Origin of the sequence: Sphingomonas sp. ERG5 (genome assembly GCF_000803065.1) — a bacterium.
GTDB lineage: Bacteria > Pseudomonadota > Alphaproteobacteria > Sphingomonadales > Sphingomonadaceae > Sphingomonas.
Map to the genome: position 1 here is coordinate 217,768 of NZ_JSXI01000024.1, position 23,890 is coordinate 241,657.

Below are 23,890 nucleotides of genomic sequence, written 5' to 3' on the forward strand. Positions count from 1 at the left end.
CGCGATTGGCCAACGCAGTTCCGCCGCCTACAGCGCGTGGCATGATCCGTGCTTCGCGTTGCGGATCATCAATATCAGGAAGACAAAATGCCGCGCCGACCAATTCGCCCGACACACCTTCTGGACCACTCGGCATGACCGGGGCGATTGGCGGCATCATCCCGATCGCCAGCATCGCCGCCTACGGCCTGTTCGGCGCGGCCTTGCTTGCGCTGGCGGAGCGGCTGATCCCGGTCGTCCCCTCCTATGGCCTGTTCATTTTCCTCGGCAGTTCGATGGTCGTCACGCCGGTCGACCTCATCCCGCTGATCATCGCCACCACCCTCGCCTCCTCGCTCGGCGCGGTGTGCTGGTACGGCCTTGGCCATGCGCTGGGTGAGGAACGCACGCACACTCTGGTCAGGCGTTTCGGTCGTTACGTCTGGTTGCGCGAACCGGTCTATCTCTCGCTGTCCGATCGTTATAGCCGCAACGCGTTTGTCGCCACTTTCGTCGGGCAGACGATTCCGGTCGTGCGCGTCTATCTTTCGCTCCCCGCCGGCATCCTGGCCTTGCCGCTGATCACCTTCACGCTGGCGGTCGTGTTGGGCAGCGGGTTGTGGGTCGGCGCATTCACCAGCCTCGGTTATGGCCTGCATGTGCTGGGCTGGAACCCGTGGATCGCAACTCTGGTCGCGGTCTGCGTGCTGGTCGTCCTCGAATGCGGAATTCTGTGGCTCGTGCGGCGGCGCAAGGATGCGCCAGCCTAGCGTGAGCGCGATTCAATCCCGCCACCCGTCATGACAGAGTGGCGCCGGAAGAAAGCGAAAAATCTCCGTCCCGCTCTTTCACATGACTGATCATTATCGAATGATGCCGAATCACCTGTTCCGGCAATAACAGGTCCTTTTTTCACCTGTTACCGACCTGTTTTTCACCTGTTATTCAATAACAGGTGAAATCGTCATAACACTTTGAAAAATAAACCTGAATTGGCAAGGGAAACCGACTTGGCCGGGGAAGAAAAAATGATCCCCCGATAACAGGCCATAACAGGCGAGGATGGCCTAGGAATCGCCTGCGACCAGCCGCATCAGCGTGGCGACATCCACCGGCTCCGAACACAGGAAGCCCTGATAATATTGGCATCCCTCCTTCGCCAGCAGGTCGAGCTGCTCCACCGTCTCGACCCCCTCGGCAATCACCGACAGGCCGAGCGAGCGCGCCATGTCGATCACGCCGCGCACCACCACCCGGTCGCGCGGGGTGCCGGTGATGTCCTGCGACAGCTTCTTGTCGATCTTGAGATAATCGAGCGGCAATGACTTGAGATAGGCCAGGCTCGAATAGCCCGTGCCGAAATCGTCGATCGCGATCCGGCATCCGGCGCTGCGCAGCGTTGCCAGCAAGGTCGCGGCAATGCCAAGATCCTCGATCAGCCCGCTTTCGGTGATCTCCAGCGTCAGGCGGTTGCGCGGAAAACCGCTCGCATCGATCCGGTCGAGGAACAGATCGGCAAAGCCAGGCCGCGCGATATCCCCGGCGGTCAGGTTGAGCGACAGTCGCAGGCCGGCGAGCGCTGCAGGCCATGCCGCCGCGCGCGCCATCACGATGCGCTGGATATGGTCCGACAGCCCGATCTCCAGATCGGCCCGCGCCGCCGCCGCGAACAGCGCATCGGCACCGATCATGCCGAGCGTCGCATGATCCCAACGCGCCAGCGCCTCGACCCCGACGATCGCGCCGGTCGATGCCGACACCTGTGGCTGGTACAGGATGTCGATATCGCCCTGATCGATCGCCTGGCGCAATTCCGCCGCCAGCCGGTCTACCGGGGCATCGTCCTCGCCCGCCTCGGCGACGCGCACCGTCGCACTGTCGGATGCCTTGGCATCGGCCAGCGCTTCGCTTGCCCGGCGTAGCAAGGTCGCTGCGCTATCCTCGTCGCCACGCTCCGCCATGCCGATCCGACAGCCCAATACCGCAATCGAATCACCGACCACGAACGGCCGTGCGAGCGCGCTGGCGACATGCTCGACCGCCAGGTCGATGCGCTCGCGAGAGGCTTCGCTCGCGATGAGATATTCCGAACCGCCCATCCGGGCGACCAGCACGCCACGTTCCAGCGTCTCGCGCGCAATCTCCTCGATCCGGCGATAGGCGGCGCGCAGCAAACCATCGCCCGCCGCGCGGCCATAAGCGGTGTTGACCACCTCGAACCGGTTGAGCGCGATCAGCAGCACGGTCAGCGTCCCGCCAGCCGATTGCCCAAGTCGACGGTCGATCCAGCGCCGTGCCCCACCCGCATCGCGCACGCCGGCCAACGCCTCACGCATCGCCGCGACAGAATCAGGCGCCGAACCGAGCGGCTCGACCAGCGCATCGATTCGCCTGGCTTTCTCGTCATGCTGCAAATGCTGCACGACGCGGCCGATGCTGCTCAGGTCATGGGCGAAAGCGGTGGCATGACGCGTGCTCGACAGCCGGCGCAGCGCCGTCAGCGCCGCGCGGCGTTCGGGCAGGTCGAGCGTGCGCAGCAGGGCGCGCGGTGACGGCTCCTCATCGATCTCGAGCAGCCGGGCAAAGGCCGGCGTCAACACGACCGAGCGATTGCGCAGATCGAGCCGCCAGCCCAGCGGGTCGGGCGGTGCGCTCGCCTGCCACTCGCCCGCCATGCGTTCGGCATGGCGCGCCGCGAAGCGCAACGCCTGAGTGAACTCGGTATCGCTGAACGAACTGGCGAGGAAATGTGTCGCGCCGGCATCGTAGAAGCGCCCGATCGCATCGACATCGCCGCGCGATACCAGCACGAGCATCGCGCCGCCGTTCGAGCCGATCACGCCGCTCAACGCCTGTGCCGCGTCGAGCCCTTCATTCAGCGATCCGCGCGCATCGACCACCGCGACCGGCGCGCCACTGCCGAGGAAACGCCGCGCCACGCCCGCACCGCGCCGCGCCGCCACGACTTGCCATCCGGCGGCAACGGCGATCGCGGCAAGTTCGTCGCGCTGGCGGAACGACAGGATGAAGAGCGGCGCGGGCGATGTATCGATCACAGCACGCCCTTTCCCTTCATGCCGCGCCTGTTCGCGGTGCCATCCGCTCTTTCCGATGTTTGCACCGGAAGAACAAGGCTTCGCCGAGCATTACTCCACGCTTCCTGCACAGGCGATAAACAGCGAACGCCCTTGTTCCCGGCCCGACGAAGGCTTAGCTCTTGCACCATGACATGCGCGCCCGCCCTGAAGGACCGCCACGGCCGCACGATCAGCTATTTGCGGATCTCGGTCACCGATCGCTGCGACTTGCGCTGCCGCTATTGCATGGCCGAGCACATGACGTTCCTGCCCAGGGCAGCGCTGCTTAGCCTCGACGAAATCGCAGTGATCGCCGAACGCTTCATCGCGCGCGGCATCACCAAGATTCGCCTGACCGGCGGCGAACCACTGGTACGGCGCGATGTCGGCGATCTGGTCACGCGGCTCGGCCGGCATGTCGGGGCCGGCCTTGACGAGCTGACCATGACCACCAACGGCAACCACCTTGCCGACCATGCCCGGGCGCTGGTCGATGCCGGGATGCGCCGCGTCAATGTCAGCCTCGACAGCCGCGACCCCGAGCTGTTCCGCCACATCACCCGCCATGGCGACGTTGCGCGCGTGATCGACGGGATCTTCGCCGCGCGCGATGCCGGGCTCGCGGTCAAGATCAACATGGTCGCGCTGAAGGGCTGGAACGAACGCGAGATCGCCCCGATGCTTGCCTGGTGCCGCGACGAAGGGCTCGACCTGACCCTGATCGAGACGATGCCGCTCGGCCTGGTCGACGAGGACCGCACTGATCGCTTCCTGCCGCTGACCGCTGTGATGGATGAATTGAAGGCGCAATTCCCGCTGGTCCGCGATTCGCACGACAGCGGCGGCCCGGCGCGCTACTGGCGTATCGCCGAGAGCGACACGCGGCTCGGCCTCATTTCGCCGCTCACCGCCAATTTCTGCGACACCTGCAACCGTGTTCGCCTGACCACAGAGGGCATTCTCTACACTTGCCTCGGCCATGACGATCGGGTCGATCTGAAGGCGGTCCTGCGCGCCGATGGCGTGGCGGGCCTTGACGCGGCGCTCGATGCGGCATTGCTGTCCAAGCCCGCACGGCATGATTTCGACATCGCCGCCGCCACGCCCGCCGTCGCGCGGCATATGAGCGTCACCGGCGGATGAGCGACTTGCAACGGCGCGCGCTGGTCGCGTCGCCCACCCCCCAGGCTCAGGAAGCCGCCAGGGAACTGGCCGACGCCCATGACTGGGTCCATCCCGAGGACGCCGACCTGATCGTCGCGCTCGGCGGCGACGGCTTCATGCTGCAGACGCTTCACGCGATGCTCGAACGGCGCAAACCGATCGTGCCGGTATTCGGCATGAACCTCGGCACCGTCGGCTTCCTGATGAACGAATGGCAGCGACATGGTCTCAACGATCGGCTCGCCCGCACCAAGCCGTTCAAGGTCACGCCGCTCGCCATGACCGCGGTCACGGTCGGCGGCGACACCTATTCGCTGCCTGCGATCAACGAGGTCTCGCTGCTGCGCGAAACCCGCCAGACCGCGAAGCTGGAGATCACGCTCAACGACCGGATCGTCATGCCCGAACTGGCATGCGACGGCATCCTCGTCGCCACGCCGGCCGGGTCGACCGCGTACAATTTCTCCGCGCAAGGCCCGATCCTGCCGCTCGGCTCCAATCTGCTCGCGCTGACTCCGATCAGCCCGTTCCGCCCGCGCCGCTGGCGCGGGGCGATCGTGCCCGACAAGGCGCGAATCAGCATCAGGGTGCTCGAACCCGCCAAGCGCCCGGTCAGCGCGGTCGGCGACCAGCGCGAAGTGCGCGATGTCGCCCGTGTCGATGTGGTCATCGACCGCTCGCGCGAGCTGACCCTGTTGTTCGATCCCGAGCACGCGCTCGACGATCGCATAACGATGGAGCAATTTGCCGCCTGAATGGTCTTGCATCCTCATTACAGCCGTTTATAGAGCCGCCCTCGGCTTCATTCCCTGATAGCTCAGCGGTAGAGCTCTCGACTGTTAATCGAGCGGCCGTAGGTTCGAATCCTACTCAGGGAGCCATTCTCCGGATCGGGGCAGACGCCCCGCCGGACACCGGAGCGTAATTGCCCAGGTCAGCCATTATCTGCAGACGCTGGAACATCTCCTGCGGATCAAGCCCCATTTCCTTGTGTTTCGCGTCCGCCGCTTCCCGCGCCATCTGGATTGTGGCGGCAGACTCCCACTCCACAATGGTCATGTAAATGGCGTCGCCCGAAGTCCCTTGCTGCCTCAGCACATGGCGTTGCAAACACCCATCCATATCGTCGAACACGGTGTTGATTTCGGCCACTGTCGCGAGAAACTCCGCTTCGGCGGCGATGGGAACAACGAACCGGTCGATCCGGAAAATCCGCGAGTCATTGCTGCTGCTTTGCATTTCTATTCCTTGGTCAGGCAGTTTGCCGGGGTCTTCACCAACCATTCGGGCCGGCATCGATATGCCGCCAACTGCTTAATTGACAACATGATGTCAATATGGATATTTAATGCACATGGAGAATGACGATTTCAGAACCCCATCGGGCAAGGCCATCAGCGAGCTTATCGTAACTGTCTTTCGGCTCAACGGCCGCCTTCTAGCGGCGGGGGACCGGCTCGTCGCCGAGCTCGGTCTCACCAGCGCCCGCTGGCAGGTCCTGGGGGCAATTGCGCTATCGCCCGTTCCGGAACCTGTTGCGCGACTGGCTCGAAACATGGGGCTGAACCGCCAGGGCGTGCAGCGCATCGTCAGCGAATTGGTGGCCGAGGGCTTTGCCGAATTGAAGGAAAACCCCCATCATCGCAGCGCCAAGCTGGTCGTCATGACGAGCAAAGGCCTGCACGCCTATGACTGCGCGCTCCGCGCCCAGGCGCCATGGGTCAATATGCTTGGTGACAAGGTTGACCCGGAAGGGATCCAGCGCGCGAGCAAGGTTCTGGAGGGATTGCGGCAACGGCTTGAACAGCCGTCATCAGAGAAGGCGAACACGTAGTGAAGACCTGGACCGCCCCACCCGAGGTCAGGTCCATCGCGGTCTTTAAGCGCAACAAACAGGAAGCTCAGAGCATCGCGGGACGATACAAAACCCCTCATCACATGTTTCGCGGAAGCAAGAGACCAAAGCCATGACCTATTCGTACAAGATCATCGCATCGCCGGTCGGCCGGCTCACCCTGATCGCCAGCAACCAGGGCCTGGCGGCGATCCTGTGGGAGAATGACGATCCCAACCGGGTGCGGCTCGGCCCGCTCGTCGAGCAACCGGACAACCCAATCCTTGTCGAAACCGCGCGGCAGCTCGCCGCCTATTTCGCGGGGACGCTGCACGCCTTCACCGTGCCGCTCGATTTCAAGGGCACCGCGTTCCAGAAGAACGTCTGGGCGGCCCTGCTGACGATCCCGTTCGGCGAGACGCGCAGCTATGCGGAAATCGCGCGCCAGATCGGCAAGCCGACCGCCTTTCGCGCGGTCGGTGCGGCGAACGGCAAGAACCCCATTTCGATCATTGCCCCCTGCCACCGCGTGATCGGGTCGGGCGGTGCACTGACCGGCTTTGCCGGCGGGCTGGCGGCGAAGGAGCAATTGCTCAACCTCGAAGGCGCGCGCCGCGCCGCCTAGCCTTATCGTTCGCGACGATACCAGAACGCATCCGCCTGGCGCGCCATGCCGATGCGCTCGTAGAAACCAACCGCTTCCGGCACCGAGGCAAGAATCACGCTGACCGCCGGCCCAAGCTGCCGGCGGGTTTCGTCGAGCAGTCCCCGCCCTACCCCCAGCCCCTGCGCGGCGGGCGTGACTGCCAGTTCGGACACATAACAGGACCAGGAATAGTCGGTGATCGCGCGCATCACGCCGACCAGCGCACCATCGGCCCGGTCGAGCCGCGCGGTCAGTACCAGATCGGCTTCTTTCAGCATGGTCGCCAGCCGTTCTGCATCATCGACCGGGCGGATCGCACCCAGCCCGGACTCGATCAACACATGGCGGAAATCGCTCGCGGCAAGCGCGGGTTCGCTGGCGTAGAGGATGCGAGTGGCGGTCATGGAATATCCAGCGCTTTCATAAATCGGTCGAGATGCATGCGGATGAACGCGTCGAGCCGGCTTCCCGGCGAAAAGCCCCAGAGCAGCAGGGCGCCCTGCCACTGACCGACCATCAGGATACCGATATCAGTTGGCGCGCCGGGCGTATCGGCAAAACAGGCGCCGATCCGCGCGGCGAGCGTTTCGACCCAACGATGCCCGCGCTCGCGCAAATCGGGATGGCGCAGATCCTCACGCAACACATGGAGCTGGTCGGCATAACCCTCGATATCGCCATAAGTCTGCGACAGCCGGCCAAGCATTGCAATCGCGCCGGCCGGCGTTCGCGGCGCCGCCGCAGCAATCTCGTCGTTGAGCTGGTCGAACGCGTCCCAGGCATGAAGCATCGCGGCATGGATCAGCTTCGGCTTGCTGCCGAAACGCTGAACCAGGGTCGATCCCGCCAGCCCGCTGCGCTGCGCCAATGCGGCAAAAGTCAGCGCATCCGAACCACGCTCCTGCATCAGCGCCAGGGCGTGGGCGAAGATCGCTTCGTCGCTGGTGGTTCTCGGCCTTGGCATTTTGCCCGATCTTTTATAAATGAATATTCGTTTATATATAGTGACAGCAACGGGCACAAGGCGAGTCGACGCAGGAGATGGCATGCAATTGACAGGCAAAGTGGCGCTGGTTGCCGGCGCGACCCGGGGCGCGGGGCGCGGCATCGCGGCCGAGCTCGGTGCGGCCGGAGCGACGGTCTATGTCACTGGGCGCACGACACGAACGCAGCGGTCCTCCTACGACCGCCCCGAAACCATCGAGGAAACCGCCGAACTGGTCACTGCGCTGGGCGGGACCGGCATCGCGATCCAGGCCGATCATCTGATATCCGATCAGGTGCGCGACGTGGTTGCACGGATCCACGCTGAACAGGGACGGCTCGACATCCTGGTCAACGACATCTGGGGCGGCGAAACACTGATGGAATGGGACAAGCCGGTCTGGGAGCATGACCTCGACAAGGGGCTGCGCCTGTTGCGGCTGCAGGTGGAGACCCATCTCATTACCGCACATCACGCCCTCGCGCTGATGATCGAACAGCCCGGCGGCTTGCTGATTGAAGTCACAGACGGGCCAGCGGATTACAATGCCGATCATTACCGCATCAATCCGTTCTACGATCTGGCCAAAGTGTCGGTAAACCGCATGGGCTGGTCCCATGCTCAGGATCTGAAGCGTCATGACGCCACATCAGTCTCGCTCTCGCCGGGCTGGCTGCGCTCTGAAATGATGCTCGAGACGTTCGGTGTAGGCGAAGAGAATTGGCGCGATGCGTTGGCCAAGGTGCCGCACTTCGCCATTTCGGAAACCCCGCGCTTTGTCGGCCGCGCCGTGGCGGCACTGGCCACAGACCCGCAACGGGCGCGGTGGAATGGGCAATCGCTGACCAGCGGCCAACTGGCCCGGGAATATGGTTTCACCGACCTGGATGGCTCGCGACCCGATGCATGGCCCTATGTGATCGAGGTGCAGGATGCCGGCAAACCCGCGGACACGACGGGGTATCGCTAATGTGACGATGGGCTGAGTCGACTCCCCTTCCGTTCGTTTTCCGACGTCGCTCGGAACGAAAAGGGTACGATGAAACATCGGGCGGGATCGCCGACACTGAGTCGATACCGGTCCGGAGAGTTATCTTGCCACAAAAAGGCATGGCCACAGCCTGGCGCAAATGCCGCTTTCGCATATCGCGGAAGATTTGCGCCGCGGAACACTCGTCGCATTGCTGACCGCTCCGCTCAGTCCTAGTTTCCCTGCTCTATCCGCGAATTCACCGAGCGGAACCAGGCTTTCTCCCCGAGTTCGGACGCGCTTCGACCGCCCCCGTAACGATATTCCTGCACCAATCTTTACGGACTCAGTCGCCAGGAGTATTCCTGCTGTAGGGCGCCTGGACTGGAACGGCCATAATGGCTGCCGGTCCGCTGGTTGATCGGCCAGCTCTTTTCCGTTGCAGCAGGGTTGGCGCAAGGATGCCTGATGGGGGATATGATGAATAACAGCCGCTTTTATAGAGGCTTATGCGCAAGCGCGATCGGCGGAGCCATGCTCATCGCCGGCACCGCGCCTGCCCTCGCCCAGGCATCGCCCGAAACGGAGATCGACGCACTGATCGATTCATCCGCGACCCCGGCGGGAACGGTCACGGTCGCGCGCAGCCAGGCCGATGCCGGTGACCTGCTTGGCGCCGCGGCAACGCTGGAGGGCGCTCTGCTTGCCGAAGCCAGCGATGAATCCGCCGATGTCCGGCTTTATTACGTCACGATCTTGTGCCGTCTCGACGATCGTCAGCGCGCCGGCATCGAACTTGCCAAGATCGACGGCGCGACCTTGTCCGCGAGCAGCTGGGCCGAGGTGCAACAGGCCTGTGGCGCCCTCCCGCGCCCCGCAGCGAACGAGGGCAATCGCCGGGCGAGCCGGCTTTCGGTCGAGCTATCCACCGGCATCGCCTATAACAGCGACGCCTATGGCGTGGTGGCCAACCAGTTCAACCTTCCCGGCGCACTCGATCTGAGCAATGACGGCCTGTCCTTCACGGCCTCGCTCAGCCTCGACGGACGCGCAGCGATCAGCGGTGACAGCCAAGTCTATTACGGCGTGTCCGCGCAGACCAACAACAGCATTTCCGGCCCGGATCTCGACTATCAGTTCGGCAGTGCCTGGCTCGGCTATGCCTATCAGGGCGACACGATCGGCGCGTCGTTCGGCGGCGTGGTGCGCCACGGCCGCATCGCCGGATCACCCTATGTCACCGAATATGGCGGCCAGGCCGACCTGACCGCGCGGGTCGCCGACACCGGCCGCATCGCGCTGCGCGGCGAAGCCGTGAAGCAGGATTATAACTTCGCGTTGCCGGGCTATTCCCGCGACGGCGGACGCTATGACCTGGCGCTGGAATATCAGGGCCGGCCAGGCATCGGCACCAGCTATGTGGTCGGCGCCGCTTATGAGTTGAAGGACGCGGACACCCATGTCCTCGGCTATCGCGGCTTTCGCGGCTATGCCGGCCTGCGTACCCCGATCGCCGCCAACGGCACCTATGCCGGACTGAGCGCGATCATTCGCCATGTGAATTACCGCGACACGCCACTGATTCCCGATCGGATCGAGACGCGCTATTTCGTGCGCGGCGCAATCGGTGTGCCGATCGGCGACAGCGGCTTCGCGATCGAGGGCGCAGCGAGCTACACGCGGCGCAACTACAACGCCGCCAGCCTCATTCGCGATTATGACAGCGTCGGGGCGGAACTTCGCCTGATCTACAGTTTCGGAAAGTGAGGGGGCTGAAGATGACCCGGCATATCATATCGATCGCGCCCTTCGTCGCGACGTCATTCCTGACGTTCATGAGCCTTCCGGCAGTGGCGCAGACCGTGGGCGTCAATGCCCGTGTGCTGAACGACGTGCGCATGACCACTCAGGCCAACCCGTCACCGCATCAGGCGGTGATCAAGGAGCGCGTCTCGCTCGGCAACGACATCCAGACCGGCAAGGCGAGCGGCCTGCAAGTGCTGTTGCTCGACCGCACCAGCTTCACGCTTGGCGCCAATGCCCGGATCAAGGTCGACCGCTTCGTCTATGATCCTACCCGCAATGCCAGCGCGGTTGGCCTCTCGGTGACCAAGGGCGCGTTCCGTTTCATGTCGGGCAAGGCGCTCCATGCCAATCCCGGCCAGTCGCAGATCAGGACGCCGATCGCGTCGATCGGCATCCGCGGCACGATCATCGACGGGGTGATCGGCCTGGATGCAATCCATATCGCGGCTCGGGAACCTGGCATTCCCAAGGGTTACAAGGCCGACCCGGCGACCGCGTCGCTGATCCTGCTGCGTGGCCCCGGCGCCAATGCACAGGGCGAGCAGCGGGGTGCGATCGACGTCACAGCGGGCGAGAAGACCGTGCCCGTCGAGACCGCGGGCTATGCGGTATTCGTACCCGGCCCAGGCCAGCCGCCGATCGGCCCGTTCCAGCTGTCCAATGCGGGTTCGGCGACGCTGGCAATGTTGCTCGGCTCGGGCCGGGCGCGCAATGGCGCGTCGGGACCGGATATCGACCCGCTGGAATCGAACCCGACGGTCGATCAGTTCTTCGAACGCGACCCCGGCCCGCGACAGAACCCGTCCAACCCCAACGGCCCAGGCGATCCGGTCAATCCCAACAACCCCAACAGCCCTTGATTACCAGCGAGTTGTGTGACGCTATCGCGCCGCGCGTTCGTACAGGCAGCTTATGGGAATCGACCGATGAAAGCCTCCGACATCTTCGTCAAATGCCTTGAGGACGAAGGCGTCGAGTATGTCTTCGGCGTGCCCGGCGAGGAGAATCTCGATTTCCTCGACAGCCTGTCGCGCTCGTCGATCAAACTGATCCTGACGCGGCATGAACAGGGCGCGGGCTTCATGGCCGCGACCTATGGCCGTCACACCGGCAAGACCGGCGTGTGCCTGGCGACGCTTGGCCCCGGTGCGACCAATCTGGTGACGGCGGCGGCCTATGCCACGCTTGGCGGCATGCCGATCCTGATGGTCACCGGGCAGAAGCCGATCCGGAAATCGAAACAGGGCCGTTTCCAGATCCTCGACGTGGTCGACATGATGCGGCCGATCACCAAATACACGCACCAGCTCGCCAGTGCCGACAATATCCCCAGCCGCGTGCGCGAATGTTTCCGCCTCGCCGAGGAGGAAAAGCCCGGCGCGACGCATCTCGAATTTCCCGAGGATGTCGCCGACGAGCAAACCGACGCCCGGCCGATCAAGTCGAGCCTCGCCCGCCGTCCCTCGGCCGAACCCAAGGCCGTGCGTGCCGCGGTCAAGCGGCTCGAACAGGCCAGGGCCCCGGTGCTGGTGATCGGCGCCGGCGCCAACCGCAAGATGACCGGACGGATGCTGTTGCAGTTCGTCGAGAAGACCGGCATCCCCTTCGTCACGACGCAGCTCGGCAAGGGCGTGATCGACGAGACGCATCCCAAATTCCTTGGTTGCGCGGCGCTGTCGGCGGGCGATTTCGTGCACTGCGCGATCGGGGCCGCTGATCTGATCGTCAATGTGGGCCATGACGTCATTGAGAAGCCACCCTTCTTCATGAAGCCGGACGGCTGTGACGTCATCCATGTCTCGAGCCGTACCGCCGAAGTCGATCCGGTCTATTTCCCGCAGATCGAGGTTATCGGCGATATCGCCAATGCGATCTGGCAGATGAAGGAGGATATCGTTCCCCAGCATTGGGGCTGCGAAACCATGCTCGCCGCGCGCACCGCCGAACTGGCGCACACCGCGACGCTTGACGGCGATGGACGCTTCCCGATCTTCCCATCCTATCTGGTGCGCAAGGTGCGCGAAGCGATGCCCAATGACGGCATCATCTGCCTCGACAATGGCATCTACAAGATCTGGTTCGCGCGCAATTATCCCGCGCGGCAGCAGAATACCGTGCTGCTCGACAATGCGCTGGCGACGATGGGTGCGGGCCTGCCGTCCGCCATGGCGTCAGCGATGGTCTATCCCGGGCGCAAGATCATGGCGATCTGCGGCGACGGCGGGTTCATGATGAACAGCCAGGAAATGGAAACCGCGGTCCGGCTGAAGCTCAACCTCACCGTGCTGATCCTCAACGACGGCGGTTACGGCATGATCCGCTGGAAACAGGCCAATATGGGCTTTGCCGATTTCGGACTGACCTATGGCAATCCCGATTTCGTCAAATATGCCGAGGCATTCGGCGCGCACGGCCACCGCGTCGAAAGCGCGGAACATCTGCCCGAATTGCTGAAGCAGACGCTCAATGCGACGGGCGTGCATGTGATCGATTGCCCGGTCGACTATGCCGATAATGACCGCATCCTCAACCATGAGATCAAGGAATTGAGTGCAGCATTATGAGTATATTGCAGGAGATTTATCCGCTTTATCTCAACAACAAGGCAGCTCAACCTAATACTGACCTTGAGGTTACTGACAAGTTCACCGGCGCAGTCGCGTTTCGCGTTGCGCAAGCCGATGCCGCCACGATCGATGCCGGGATCGCCGGCGCCGTGCGCGCTGCTGAACCGATGGCGCGTCTGGCAAGCTATGAGCGCCAGGCGGTGCTGCAGCATTGCGTCGATCGCTTCAAGCAGCGCTTCGACGAGCTCGCTTATGCGCTATGCGTCGAAGCGGGCAAGCCGATCAAGGACAGCGAGGGCGAGGTCGGCCGGCTGATCGATACCTTCCGCATTGCCGCCGAGGAAGCGGTGCGGATGACCGGCGAAGTGCAACCGCTCGACATCTCGCCGCGCGCTAAGGGTTATCAGGGCATCTGGAAGCGCGTGCCGATCGGCCCCTGCTCGCTCATCTCGCCATTCAACTTCCCGCTCAACCTCGCCGCGCACAAGATCGCTCCTGCGATCGCGGTCGGTTGCCCGTTCGTCATGAAGCCCGCCAGCCGCACCCCGCTCGGCGCGATCATCATGGGCGAAATCCTTGCCGAAACCGACCTGCCCGAGGGCGCCTTCTCGATCCTGCCCGCGCACCGCGAAGGCGCGGACCTGTTCACCGAGGACGACCGGCTGAAACTGCTCAGCTTCACCGGCTCGCCCGCAGTCGGCTGGGACCTGAAAGCCAAGGCGGGCAAGAAGAAGGTGATTCTCGAACTCGGCGGCAATGCTGCGGTAATCGTCGATCATGACGCCGATCTTGACGATGCGCTGGAGCGGATCATCTTCGGCGCTTTCTATCAGTCGGGACAAAGCTGTATCGGGGTGCAGCGGATCATCATCCATGCCGATATTTACGACCGCTTCCGCGACATGCTGGTGGCGAGGACCCGCACACTTGTCGCTGGCGACCCGAAGGACCGCGCAACCTTTATCGGCCCGATGATCTCGGAGGGCGAAGCGCGCCGGCTCGACGGCTGGATTCAGCAAGCCGTGGCAAGCGGCGCGACATTGTTATGCGGCGGCAGGCGTGACGGCGCGATGCTGCAGGCGACACTGCTCGACAATGTCGACCGCGCCACCGCCCTATATCGCGAAGAGGCGTTTGGCCCGGTCGCTTTGCTTAGTAAATTCAACGACTTCAATACCGCTCTTGCCGAGGTGAATGACAGCAAGTTCGGATTGCAGGCGGGTATCTTCACCCGCGACCTGTTCAAGATGTTCGACGCCTGGGACCGGCTCGAGGTCGGCGGCGTGGTGATCAACGACGTGCCGAGCTACCGTGTCGATAACATGCCCTATGGCGGCGTGAAGGATTCCGGGCTGGGCCGCGAAGGTGTGCGCTTCGCGATGGAAGATATGACCGAGATCCGCAATCTGGTCATCCGCCGCCGCTGAGGCGGCGAGCCCTTGATCGTCCTATCCGCAGACAAGATTTTTCTGTTCCGACGCGGCCGTTTCGGGCAGGATTATCAGGAGGGTTGCGTGCGTAAATTTCACTGCCGAGGTGCACGGCATCAGGTGGTCAGAGGGGAATAGCTCGCAGCATGGCGATCGCTGGCCATATCGTTGGATCACGCCTTGCCGCGTTTGTGATGGGCGTGGCCAGCCTGGGCTTGCTGGTGACGGCGCTGCTGGTCGGGTCGCCGCTATCGCGCGCCGACGCCGCCGACCGCGCGCAGGCCAGCTTCCAGGGTGTCGCGAGCTGTGCTGGATCGACCTGTCATGGCCGGATGGAGGCCGATGGCGCGGTGGTCCGCCAGGACGAGCTGATGCGCTGGCAGGAACCGTCCACACCCGGCGGCGCGCACAGCCGCGCCTTTTCCGTCCTGTCGAGCGTACGCGGACGTCAGATCGCAGCGACGCTCGGTCTGGGCGATCCGGCCACCTCGCAGACCTGCACCGGCTGCCATGCCACGCCGGCCAGCGGAACCCACGGTATGCGCTTCCAGCAAAGCGATGGCGTCGGCTGCGAGGCCTGTCACGGCCCCAGCTCTGGCTGGATCGCCTCGCATTATGCGGTCGGCGCAAGCCATGCCGCCAATGTGGCGCGCGGCATGACGCCGCTCGACCAGCCCATGGCGCGCGCCAATGTCTGCCTCGACTGCCATTTCGGGAGCGGTAAACCCGGCCAGTTCGCCTCGCACCGGCTCTATTCGGCAGGTCATCCGCGCATCTCGTTCGAGCTCGACCTGTTCTCGACCATGCAGCAGCATCATGACGAGGATGCGGATTATATCCGGCGCAAGGGTCGGTCGGACGGCGTGCGCACCTGGGCGGTCGGTCAGGCGATGGCGGTCAACCGCGCGCTGACGCTCTACGCCAGCCCGCGCGGCAGCGAGGGCGCCTTTCCGGAATTCGCCTTTTTCGACTGCCATAGCTGTCATCGGAAGATCTACGACCAGGAGGATCGAGTAAAGAGCTGGGAGAACAATCCCGGCCGCCCGATCCCGGCCGGCATGCCGCCCTTCAACGACGAGAATATGATCCTGCTCACCGCTGCGGCGCGCGTCGCCGCACCCGGCATGGCCGCGCGCTTCGACAGCGACAGCCGCGCCTTCCATGCCGCACTGGGCAAGGATCGCGCCGCTGCCATCGTTGCAGGCGGAAAGCTGGCAGCCACCGCCTCCGGTCTCGCTTCAGCCTTGTCGGCAAGTGCGGGCGGCGATACGGCATTCGCCATGGTCGATGCCATTGCCGGTACGGCCATCACGCCGCGCTTCACTGATTATGAGGGCTCGGTTCAGGCCGTGATGGCGATCGACACATTGCTCAACGCACTGGTCAAGCAGGGCCGGATCACGGTCGGCGCGGCGGCGGGCATCCGCGCCAATATCAACCGCGCCTATGCCGCGGTGCGCGATCCGAACGACTATCGCGGCCCCGCCTTTCGCACCGCGCTCGCCGAAGCGGTGCGCAGCATTCGAGTACTGCGCTGATGCGCGCTGGAACCCTGCCCGCTTTGCTCGCCGGCGTATCGCTGCTGCTCGCATCATGCGGCGGTAGCGGAGGTGGGAGCGGAGGCGGCAGCGGGGGGACGCCGACACCAACGCCCGGTCCGACCGGGAACAACCTCTACGCCGTGCCCGCCGCCGAGGCGCTGAGCATCGCCGATGTCCAGACGATCATCGCGCGAGCCGCCGCCGAGGCGCGCGCGCATAACCTGCCTGCCGTGATCAGCGTGGTCGACCGGGTCGGCAATGTGCTAGCGGTGTTCCGCATGACCGGCGCTCGCGCCGCCGCGACAACCAGCGCCGCCCCGAATGGCGCCAATATCGACGCGCAGAATTTGCTCATCCCGGCCGAAGCCGGGGCGATCGCCAAGGCAGTGACCGGAGCGTACCTGTCGAGCAGCGGCAATGCCTTTTCGACCCGGACCGCGAGCCAGATCGTCCAGCCGCATTTCCCGCCCGCGCCCTCCACCGCCGGTCTTGAAAGCGGCCCGTTGTTCGGCGTGCAGTTCAGCCAGTTGCCCTGCTCCGACCTGTCGGCGCGCTACGTATCGGGCGGCAGCGGCGCGCTGATCGGTCCCAAACGCTCGCCGCTCGGTCTGTCGGCCGACCCGGGTGGCTTTCCGCTGTATAAGAATGGCGTGGTGGTCGGCGGGATCGGCGTGATGGCCGATGGAATTTATGGCTTCGACCCCAACACACTCGATATCGATAACGACCCGGAAGAATATATCGCGCTCGCCGGCACGGTCGGCTTCGAGGCGCCCGAGAATATCCGCGCCAACCGCATCTTCGTCGACGGCACGCAATTGCGCTTCAGCGATTCGAGCTATGCCGGGCTGATGAGCAGCGGCACGCCGAGCTATGCCGCAACTGATCCGGCGCTGGGCAACCTGGTCGCGGTACGCGGTTATTTCGGCACGCCAAGCCCGATGATCCTCGCCGGCACGGCCTATGGCAGCGAGGCATCGGGCATTCGCGCCGCCACGCCGGCCGAATTCTCCAACCGCGACGCCTTCATCCTGACCGACGGGTCGGGCGTCAATCGCTTCCCGGTCCGCGCCGGCACCGATGGCGGCGACATCGCGCAACCGCTCTCCGCTGCCGAGACAAAGGCTGTGCTGGAAGAAGCCTTCACCATCATGAGCCGCGCCCGCGCACAGATCCGCCAGCCGCTCGACAGCCGCGCGCAAGTCACTGTGTCGCTGGTCGATACGCGCGGCGCGGTGCTTGGCATCGTGCGCTCGCCCGATGCGCCGATCTTCGGTACCGATGTCTCGCTGCAAAAGGCCCGCACCGCCGCCTTTTTCTCCAACGCCGGTGCCGGTGCGCAATTGCTCGGCGATCCAAGCGCCGACGTGCGCGGCTTCGTCGCCGCGACCCGTACATTCCTGAACGATTCCACCGCATTGACCGGCAGGATCGCCTTTACCGACCGCGCCGGCGGCTTGCTCTCGCGTCCTTATTTCCCCGATGGCGAGGTCGGACGCCCCAATGGCCCGCTGTCGCGTCCGATCGCGCAGTTCAATCCCTTCTCCACCGGGCTGCAATCGGCGCTGATCCTGAGCAATCTCGGCCAGCATCTTGCCTTCGTCACGGGCGCGAACCCGACCGACACGCCGCAACGCTGCACCTTCATTCCCGATGCCGCGACGGGCCAGAACCGGCTGCAGAACGGCATTCAGATTTTCCCCGGATCAGTGCCGATCTATCGTGGTTCGGTGCTGGTCGGCGCGGTCGGCGTATCGGGCGACGGCATCGATCAGGATGACATGATCGGTTTCCTCGGCCTCAACAATGGCGGCCAGCGCGTCGGCGGGATCGGCAATGCGCCGGTCGCGATCCGCGCCGACACCATCGTCGTGCCAGTCGGCAGCGGCGTGCGCCTGCGTTACATCAATTGCCCCTTCGCGCCGTTCCTCGATACATCCACCCAGAATGTCTGTGCGGGGCTATAGCCATGGCGCCGTCGCTCATGCCGATGCTCGCGCTGGCGCTGCAGGCGACCGCTCCTCAGGATGCGTCGCCGCCGCCACCGCCGCAGGAAAAGGTCGAGGAGAAGGACCCGCTCGCCTCGCCGGTCGATACGATCGAGGGCCGCCGCCGCCCGGGTTATGAAAAACCGCTGCCCGACCCGGTCACGCAAAACAATATCGGCGCAGTGCGCGCGCCACCGCCCGAGGCCTTCCCTACCGATCAGGTGCCGGTACCGGATCGCTGGCGGCTTATCGAATCACTGGGCGTGGTCAAGGAACGCTGGTTCGATCCGTACAACCAGAACACGCTGAAGGGCGACCGCCCGATCGATCGTGCCAAGGTGCCATGGCTGCCGATCCGCCATGACGACTGGTTCTTCGCGGCAAGTGCAGTCAGCGACACGGTGCTCGAGCCGCGCACCTTCCCGATTCCGGTGGGCGTGCAGACCACCGAACGGCCGCAAAGCCTGGACGTGTTCGGCAAGGATGCGAGCTATATCCTGTCGCAGACCTTCATCGTCGGCGCGGCGCTGATCAAGGGCGCGACCGCGTTCAAGCCGCCGGAGATCGAATATCGCCTGAGCCTCGCACTCAATGTCAGCCATGTGAACGTGCCCGAACGCCGCATATTGTTCGTCCAGCCAAGCAAGCCGAGTCACCGCACCGATCATTTCCTTGGCGTGCAGGAAGCCTTTATCGACTATCACCTGCGCAACACGTCGGACCGCTACGACTTCGAATCGATCCGCATCGGCATTCAGCCGTTTCAGAGCGACTTTCGCGGTTTCCTGTTCAACGACCAGCAACTCGGGGTGCGCTTTTTCGGCAATCGCGACAATAACCGCTTCCAGTTCAATCTGGCGGCGTTCTGGCGGCTGGAGAAGGATACCAATTCCGGCCTCAACAGCGTCGTGCAGCGCCCACGCGACGATTGGGTGTTCGTCGCCAATCTCTACCGCCAGGATTTTCTCATCCCCGGCCTGACCAGCCAGATCACCGCGGTCTATAACCGCAACCGCGAAGGCGGCCGGATCGAGATCGACGATAATGGCTTTCCGGTTCGCCCCGCCCTGCTCGGTGATTTGCGCGGGCGCGATTATGACGTGGTCTATCTCGGCTATAATGCCGATGGCCGGATCGGGCGGCTCAACCTGACCGCTTCGGCCTATGCCGCACTGGGCGAAGACCGGAACAGCTTCTTCACCAGTCGCCCGGCGCAAATCCGCGCCTTTTTCGGCGCGGGCGAGTTGAGCTACGACCATGACTGGATCCGCGTCCGCGCCTCCGCGCTCTACGCCAGCGGCGACAGCGATCCCTATGACAACAAGGAAGGCGGCTTCGACGCGATCTTCGAGAACCCGATTTTTGCCGGCGCCGACACCAGCTACTGGATCCGCCAGAGCATCCCGTTCGCCGGCGGCGGCCGCGCGGTGGCGATCAATGGGCGCAACGGCATTCTCAATTCGCTGCGCTCGTCGAAGGAACAGGGGCAGTCGAACTTCAACAATCCCGGCACGGTGCTGGCCGGCGCGGGCGCCGATTTCGACCTGACTCCCGGCATTCGCCTGTCGACCAATATCAACCATCTCTGGTTCGCCTCGACCAATGTGCTGCAGACGCTGCGCAATGAGGGGAGCATCCCGAAGAGCATCGGCTGGGACCTGTCGGCAGCGGCGATCTGGCGGCCCAAGGCGACGCAGAATATCGTCTTTCGCCTGTCGGGCGCGATGCTCGTACCGGGTGCGGGCTTTCGCGACCTGTTCGCCAATAGCGACCGGAACCGGGCCTATTACTCGATCCTCGCCAATGTGATCCTGAGCTACTGATGCGCAGGCCGCGCCTCTCCGCATGGTGCCTGGCGATGGCGGTGCTGGCCTTTGCCGCGTCGCTGTTCCTGCCCAGCGCTTTGCATGCAAGCGATGAGGAGCAAGCGGTAGCGCGCGTTTATCTCGCCGCGCCGCCCGCGCCGATGAGCCAGACGCCCGAGCAAGTCGCGGAGAAGTCCGCCGGCTGCTATTCCTGCCACACGCGCACCGACGAACCGACCATGCACAGCTCGCCGGCGGTGATGCTTGGCTGTGTCGATTGCCATGGCGGCAATGCCGGTGTGATCGGCGACCCGGCCAGGGGGTTCGACGATCCGGACTATGTCGCCGCGCGCGACCGAGCGCATATCCTGCCGATGTACCCGAAGAGCTGGAATTTCCCGGATTCGGCCAACCCCAAGCGCAGCTACACCCTGCTCAACCGCGAAGCGCCGGAGTTCATCCGCTTCGTCAATCCGGGCGATTACCGCATCGTGCGCGAATCCTGCGGCGCGTGCCATATCGAGGTGATCGAAAAGGCCGAGCGATCGATCATGGCGTCGGGCGCCATGCTGTTCGGCGGCGCGGCCTATAATAACGGCATCATTCCCTACAAGAATTACCTCTTCGGCGAGGCCTATACGCGTGACGGGAAACCGGCGAAGATCGTCTCGCCCGGCACGCCGCCGGGCACGGTGACCGCTGCGGAAAAGGCGCGCGGGGCACTTGCCGCGATGTATCCCCTGCCCACCTGGCAAGTCACGCCGCCCGGCGATGTGTTCCGCGTGTTCGAGCGCGGCGGGCGCAACGTGAACACGCAGTTCGCCGAGGTCGGCCTGCCCAATCCCACCGGATCGATCCAGCGACTGGAGGAGCCCGGCCGGCCGGATCTGAAGCAATCCAATCGCGGCCCCGCCACGGGCCTGCGCGCCGCGATCCCGATCCTCAATATCCACAAGACCCGGCTCAATGACCCGTTGATGTGGTTCATGGGCACCAACGACCAGCCGGGCGATTATCGCGGCTCGGGCTGTACCGGATGCCATGTGATCTACGCCAATGACCGCGAACCACGGCACAGCCTGATCTATGCCCAGTACGGTCGTGACGGGCAGAGCCAGACGGTCGATCCGACCATCGCCGCCAGTGCTGCGCGCGACAGTCATGGCGGCCTGGTCCAGCCCGGCGTCAAGCCGAGCGGCCATCCGCTCAAGCACAGCTTCACCCGCGCCATTCCCACCGCGCAATGCATGTCGTGCCACATGCACCAGCCCAACATCTTCCTGAACTCCTATCTCGGCTACACGATGTGGGATTATGAGGCCGACGCGCCGAAGATGTGGCCGGAGAAGCAGAAATACCCGACCGCCGCCGAACAGCGCGAGATCCTCGACCGCAATCCGGAAGCAGCGGCGGTGCGCGGCAAATGGGGTGACGTCGATTTCCTGCGCAACGCGTACGACCTCAATCCCGAACTGAAGGACACGCAGTTCGCCGATTATCATGGCCATGGCTGGAATTTCCGCGGCGTGTTCAAGCGGGATCGCGAAGGCAATCTGCTCGATGCCGAGGGCAAGATCGTCTGGCCCGACGATCCCGAGAAATGGCGCCGGAAGGACCAACCCAAGTTCGCGCCCGTGGGCACCAATCCCGGCAAGGCGGTCCATCTGATGGACATTCATGCCGAAAAGGGCCTGCAATGCGCCGATTGCCATTTCGCGCAGGACAGCCATGGCAATGGCCTGATCCAGGGCGAAGTCGCCAACGCGGTCGAGATCGGCTGCAAGGATTGCCACGGCACCGCCGACGCCTATCCGACCTTGCGTACCTCGGGCCCGGCGGCACGGCCGCAAGGCAGCGACCTGACCTTGCTGCGCAATCCCGACGGCCAGCGCCGCTTCGAATGGATTGCCGAAGGCGGCGGGCGACGCAAGCTCGTGCAGCGATCGATCGTCGATCCCAGCCTCGAATGGACCGTCCATCTGGTGCGCGACAGCGTCGATCCGGCCAGCCCCTACTTCAACGCCAAGGCGGCGCGCGCCAAGCTGATGAGCCGGTCGGGCGCCGATGACGGGCGCTTCGCCTTTGGCCCCGGCGTGCCGATGGACGACCGCGCGCACCGCGAGAATGACGTCGCCTGCTTCACCTGTCATCTGAGCTGGACGACCAGTTGCGGCGGCTGTCATTTGCCGATCGAGGCCAACCAGAAGACCAAAAGCCATCATTATGAGGGCGAGGAAACGCGCAACTTCGCGACCTACAACCCGCAGGTCGCGCGCGACGACATGTTCCAGCTCGGCCGGCACCAGACCACCAAGGGCAACCAGATCGCACCGGTACGATCGACCTCCGCGCTGGTGCTGTCATCGACCAACGTCAATCGCGAGCGCATCTATATCCAGCAGCCGCCGATCAGCGCGATCGGCTTTTCGTCCCAGGCGTTCGCACCGCATTTCCCGCACACCGTGCGCACCACCGAGACCAAGACGTGCAGCGACTGCCATCTGTCGGTGAAGGACGACAATAATGCGATCATGGCGCAGTTGCTGCTGCTCGGCACCAACACCGTCAACTTTGTCGGGCTCAATGCCTGGACCGGGCTCGATGGCGGGTTCGAAGCCGTGCGCGTGACCGAATGGGACGAGCCGCAGGCAGTGATCGGGTCGTACCTGCAGAAATATGCCTATCCCGATTATTGGCGCATGCATGTCGAGCAAAATGGCCGCGAGCTGCGCAATTGGGTGCGCGGCAAGACCTTCGACAGGAAGCTGTCGGGCGAAACCCACCCCAAGGAGGAATTCCGCAACGTCGTTCAGGGCACGTCCGACCGCGTCGGCTGCCTGCAGCTGCGCGGCGAATATATGTATGTCGCCGAGGGGCGCGGCGGTTTCCGCGTCTATGACGTCGCGTCGATCGCCAACAAGGGCTTCTCCGAACGGATCGTCTCCGCTCCCTTTTCCAAGCTCGGGCAGGACACGCATATCGCTTCGCCCAACGCGACCTGCATGGCGCTGCCGACCAATCAGCCGATCAATCCGCTGCGCAATACTCAGGCGATGCGTGACGCCAACCAGGAACAGCCTTTCCTGCCGATCTACAGCTATGCCGCGGTCACCGATGCGGTCGAGGGGCTGATCCTCGTCAATATCGAGACGATGGCCGATGGCGAGTTCCGCAACAACTTCCTCAAGCGGGCGGTGACCTGGAATGAAGGCGGCGTGCTGAAGGGCGCGCGGCACATCATAGTGGCGGGCGAGGTCGCCTATATCACCGCCGATGCCGGGCTGGTGGTGGTCGATCTGGCCGATCCGCTGCATCCGAAGCTCGCCGCCGTGCGACCGCTGCGCGACGCGCGGGCGAGCGCGATCCAGTTCCGCTATCTCTGGGTGACCGATGCCGAAGGCGTGAAACTGTTCGACGTGACACGGCTGCGCAATCCGGTCGCGGTGCCTTCGGGGGCGATACCGCTCGGCGATGCCCGCCGCCTCTATGTCGCGCGCACCTATGCCTATATCGCCGCCGGCACGGACGGACTGGTGATCGCCAACGTGACCAATCCGACCAGGCCGGTAATCTATGCACGGGAAAGCTTTGGCGGGCGGATGAACGACACGCAGGACGTGATCGTCGGCAGCACCAATGCTTCGCTGTTCGCCTATGTTGCCGATGGCCGCAACGGGATGAAGGTCATCCAGCTCACCTCGCCGGCGAGCCAGCCCAATTTCTACGGCTTCTCACCCGCGCCCAAGCCAGAGCTGATCGCCTGGGCGAAGACACCGAAGCCGGCTTTGTCGATGTCGAAAGGCCTCGACCGCGACCGTGCCGTGGACGAAACCGGCGGGCAGATCGCGGTATTCGGACGGCTGGGCTCGCGACCCTTTACCCGGCCGGAGATGGAGCGGCTGTTCCTCAATCGCAGCGGCGTGCCGTACAAGGTCAGCGATGTGGTCGATATGACGGCCTGGCGGCCGCCGCTAAAGCGGCCGGACGACTGATCCTTTCCCCGTTCGTGCTTACGAGGGCACCATCGACTTGGGTGGAATCGCCTTCCACCGTTCGGGCTGAGCTTGTCGAAGCCCATGCGCTGTGCGTGCCCTTCGA

Annotated in this window: 18 protein-coding genes and 1 tRNA gene; 15 read left to right on the forward strand and 4 right to left on the reverse strand. The window is 64.1% G+C overall.

What is annotated here, in order from left to right:
• Positions 1–134 precede the first annotated feature (134 nt).
• A complete protein-coding gene (locus OO12_RS09590) occupies positions 135–749 on the forward strand; it encodes a DedA family protein (protein ID WP_034158422.1) in 615 nt (204 codons plus the stop codon).
• Between the two features lie 297 nt (positions 750–1,046).
• On the opposite strand, the gene OO12_RS09595 is transcribed toward OO12_RS09590, so the two are convergent.
• A complete protein-coding gene (locus OO12_RS09595) occupies positions 1,047–3,035 on the reverse strand; it encodes a putative bifunctional diguanylate cyclase/phosphodiesterase (RefSeq protein WP_034158423.1) in 1,989 nt (662 codons plus the stop codon).
• Between the two features lie 168 nt (positions 3,036–3,203).
• Here OO12_RS09595 and moaA point away from each other — a divergent pair, with 168 nt between their 5' ends.
• The 3 genes from moaA (at position 3,204) to OO12_RS09610 (ending at position 5,101) form a co-directional block, all read left to right on the forward strand.
• Positions 3,204–4,199 (forward strand): GTP 3',8-cyclase MoaA, encoded by a 996-nt coding sequence (gene moaA, locus OO12_RS09600; protein WP_034158424.1) that lies wholly within the window; start codon positions 3,204–3,206, stop codon positions 4,197–4,199.
• A complete protein-coding gene (locus OO12_RS09605; protein WP_034158425.1) occupies positions 4,196–4,975 on the forward strand; it encodes an NAD kinase in 780 nt (259 codons plus the stop codon). The genes moaA and OO12_RS09605 overlap by 4 nt, the downstream gene beginning before the upstream one ends.
• Before the next feature lie 51 nt (positions 4,976–5,026).
• A tRNA-Asn gene (locus OO12_RS09610) sits at positions 5,027–5,101 on the forward strand.
• Here the strand turns inward: OO12_RS09610 and OO12_RS27445 are convergent.
• Complete coding sequence (locus tag OO12_RS27445; RefSeq protein WP_160296772.1) at positions 5,091–5,459, reverse strand: antibiotic biosynthesis monooxygenase family protein; 369 nt, start codon at positions 5,457–5,459, stop codon at positions 5,091–5,093. The genes OO12_RS09610 and OO12_RS27445 overlap by 11 nt on opposite strands.
• A 115-nt stretch (positions 5,460–5,574) precedes the next feature.
• Here OO12_RS27445 and OO12_RS09620 point away from each other — a divergent pair, with 115 nt between their 5' ends.
• Both OO12_RS09620 and OO12_RS09625 read left to right on the forward strand, forming a co-directional pair.
• Positions 5,575–6,054, forward strand: a complete 480-nt coding sequence (locus OO12_RS09620) for a MarR family winged helix-turn-helix transcriptional regulator (RefSeq protein ID WP_034158427.1) — start codon at positions 5,575–5,577, stop codon at positions 6,052–6,054.
• Positions 6,055–6,187: 133 nt separating this feature from the next.
• A complete protein-coding gene (locus tag OO12_RS09625; protein WP_034158428.1) occupies positions 6,188–6,679 on the forward strand; it encodes a methylated-DNA--[protein]-cysteine S-methyltransferase in 492 nt (163 codons plus the stop codon).
• A gap of 2 nt (positions 6,680–6,681) precedes the next feature.
• Here the strand turns inward: OO12_RS09625 and OO12_RS09630 are convergent, their stop codons facing one another.
• On the reverse strand, positions 6,682–7,104 hold the full coding sequence (locus OO12_RS09630; RefSeq protein WP_034158429.1) for a GNAT family N-acetyltransferase: 423 nt from the start codon (positions 7,102–7,104) through the stop codon (positions 6,682–6,684).
• Entirely contained in the window at positions 7,101–7,664 is a 564-nt protein-coding gene (locus tag OO12_RS09635; RefSeq protein WP_034158430.1) for a TetR/AcrR family transcriptional regulator, read from the reverse strand. The genes OO12_RS09630 and OO12_RS09635 overlap by 4 nt, the downstream gene beginning before the upstream one ends.
• Before the next feature lie 82 nt (positions 7,665–7,746).
• Between OO12_RS09635 and OO12_RS09640 the strand changes: the two genes are divergently transcribed.
• From OO12_RS09640 to OO12_RS09680, 9 genes are all read left to right on the forward strand, one after another.
• Complete coding sequence (locus OO12_RS09640; protein ID WP_034158431.1) at positions 7,747–8,655, forward strand: SDR family oxidoreductase; 909 nt, start codon at positions 7,747–7,749, stop codon at positions 8,653–8,655.
• Positions 8,656–9,189: 534 nt separating this feature from the next.
• The gene (locus OO12_RS09645; protein WP_034158432.1) at positions 9,190–10,422 is read left to right on the forward strand and encodes a hypothetical protein; all 1,233 of its coding nucleotides are present in this window, start codon (positions 9,190–9,192) and stop codon (positions 10,420–10,422) included.
• An 11-nt stretch (positions 10,423–10,433) separates the two neighbouring features.
• Entirely contained in the window at positions 10,434–11,321 is an 888-nt protein-coding gene (locus OO12_RS09650; RefSeq protein ID WP_034158433.1) for a FecR family protein, read from the forward strand.
• 66 nt (positions 11,322–11,387) lie between these two features.
• The gene (locus OO12_RS09655; RefSeq protein WP_034158434.1) at positions 11,388–13,025 is read left to right on the forward strand and encodes an acetolactate synthase large subunit; all 1,638 of its coding nucleotides are present in this window, start codon (positions 11,388–11,390) and stop codon (positions 13,023–13,025) included.
• Entirely contained in the window at positions 13,022–14,455 is a 1,434-nt protein-coding gene (locus OO12_RS09660; protein ID WP_034158435.1) for an aldehyde dehydrogenase family protein, read from the forward strand. Before OO12_RS09655 ends, OO12_RS09660 begins: the two co-directional genes overlap by 4 nt.
• A 149-nt stretch (positions 14,456–14,604) precedes the next feature.
• The gene (locus OO12_RS09665) at positions 14,605–15,996 is read left to right on the forward strand and encodes a multiheme c-type cytochrome (RefSeq protein WP_082006444.1); all 1,392 of its coding nucleotides are present in this window, start codon (positions 14,605–14,607) and stop codon (positions 15,994–15,996) included.
• Positions 15,996–17,966 carry a heme-binding protein gene (locus OO12_RS09670; RefSeq protein WP_034158436.1) on the forward strand — a complete coding sequence of 657 codons (1,971 nt, stop codon included), beginning with the start codon at positions 15,996–15,998 and terminating at the stop codon, positions 17,964–17,966. The genes OO12_RS09665 and OO12_RS09670 overlap by 1 nt, the downstream gene beginning before the upstream one ends.
• Before the next feature lie 2 nt (positions 17,967–17,968).
• Positions 17,969–19,810, forward strand: a complete 1,842-nt coding sequence (locus tag OO12_RS09675; protein WP_034158437.1) for a hypothetical protein — start codon at positions 17,969–17,971, stop codon at positions 19,808–19,810.
• 35 nt (positions 19,811–19,845) lie between these two features.
• Positions 19,846–23,784: an LVIVD repeat-containing protein gene (locus tag OO12_RS09680; RefSeq protein ID WP_034158554.1), complete on the forward strand. Its 3,939-nt coding sequence runs from the start codon at positions 19,846–19,848 to the stop codon at positions 23,782–23,784.
• The last annotated feature ends 106 nt before the right edge of the window (positions 23,785–23,890 follow it).

Bases quoted from the DNA above. Each gene is read 5' to 3' on its own strand.
- OO12_RS09590 (WP_034158422.1), top strand. From the start codon at position 135: ATGACCGGGGCGATTGGCGGCATCATCCCGATCGCCAGCATCGCCGCC.
- moaA (WP_034158424.1), top strand. From the start codon at position 3,204: ATGACATGCGCGCCCGCCCTGAAGGACCGCCACGGCCGCACGATCAGC.
- OO12_RS09605 (WP_034158425.1), top strand. From the start codon at position 4,196: ATGAGCGACTTGCAACGGCGCGCGCTGGTCGCGTCGCCCACCCCCCAG.
- OO12_RS27445 (WP_160296772.1), bottom strand. From the start codon at position 5,459: ATGCAAAGCAGCAGCAATGACTCGCGGATTTTCCGGATCGACCGGTTC.
- OO12_RS09620 (WP_034158427.1), top strand. From the start codon at position 5,575: ATGGAGAATGACGATTTCAGAACCCCATCGGGCAAGGCCATCAGCGAG.
- OO12_RS09625 (WP_034158428.1), top strand. From the start codon at position 6,188: ATGACCTATTCGTACAAGATCATCGCATCGCCGGTCGGCCGGCTCACC.
- OO12_RS09630 (WP_034158429.1), bottom strand. From the start codon at position 7,104: ATGACCGCCACTCGCATCCTCTACGCCAGCGAACCCGCGCTTGCCGCG.
- OO12_RS09635 (WP_034158430.1), bottom strand. From the start codon at position 7,664: ATGCCAAGGCCGAGAACCACCAGCGACGAAGCGATCTTCGCCCACGCC.
- OO12_RS09640 (WP_034158431.1), top strand. From the start codon at position 7,747: ATGCAATTGACAGGCAAAGTGGCGCTGGTTGCCGGCGCGACCCGGGGC.
- OO12_RS09645 (WP_034158432.1), top strand. From the start codon at position 9,190: ATGCTCATCGCCGGCACCGCGCCTGCCCTCGCCCAGGCATCGCCCGAA.
- OO12_RS09650 (WP_034158433.1), top strand. From the start codon at position 10,434: ATGACCCGGCATATCATATCGATCGCGCCCTTCGTCGCGACGTCATTC.
- OO12_RS09655 (WP_034158434.1), top strand. From the start codon at position 11,388: ATGAAAGCCTCCGACATCTTCGTCAAATGCCTTGAGGACGAAGGCGTC.
- OO12_RS09660 (WP_034158435.1), top strand. From the start codon at position 13,022: ATGAGTATATTGCAGGAGATTTATCCGCTTTATCTCAACAACAAGGCA.
- OO12_RS09665 (WP_082006444.1), top strand. From the start codon at position 14,605: ATGGCGATCGCTGGCCATATCGTTGGATCACGCCTTGCCGCGTTTGTG.
- OO12_RS09670 (WP_034158436.1), top strand. From the start codon at position 15,996: ATGCGCGCTGGAACCCTGCCCGCTTTGCTCGCCGGCGTATCGCTGCTG.
- OO12_RS09675 (WP_034158437.1), top strand. From the start codon at position 17,969: ATGGCGCCGTCGCTCATGCCGATGCTCGCGCTGGCGCTGCAGGCGACC.
- OO12_RS09680 (WP_034158554.1), top strand. From the start codon at position 19,846: ATGGCGGTGCTGGCCTTTGCCGCGTCGCTGTTCCTGCCCAGCGCTTTG.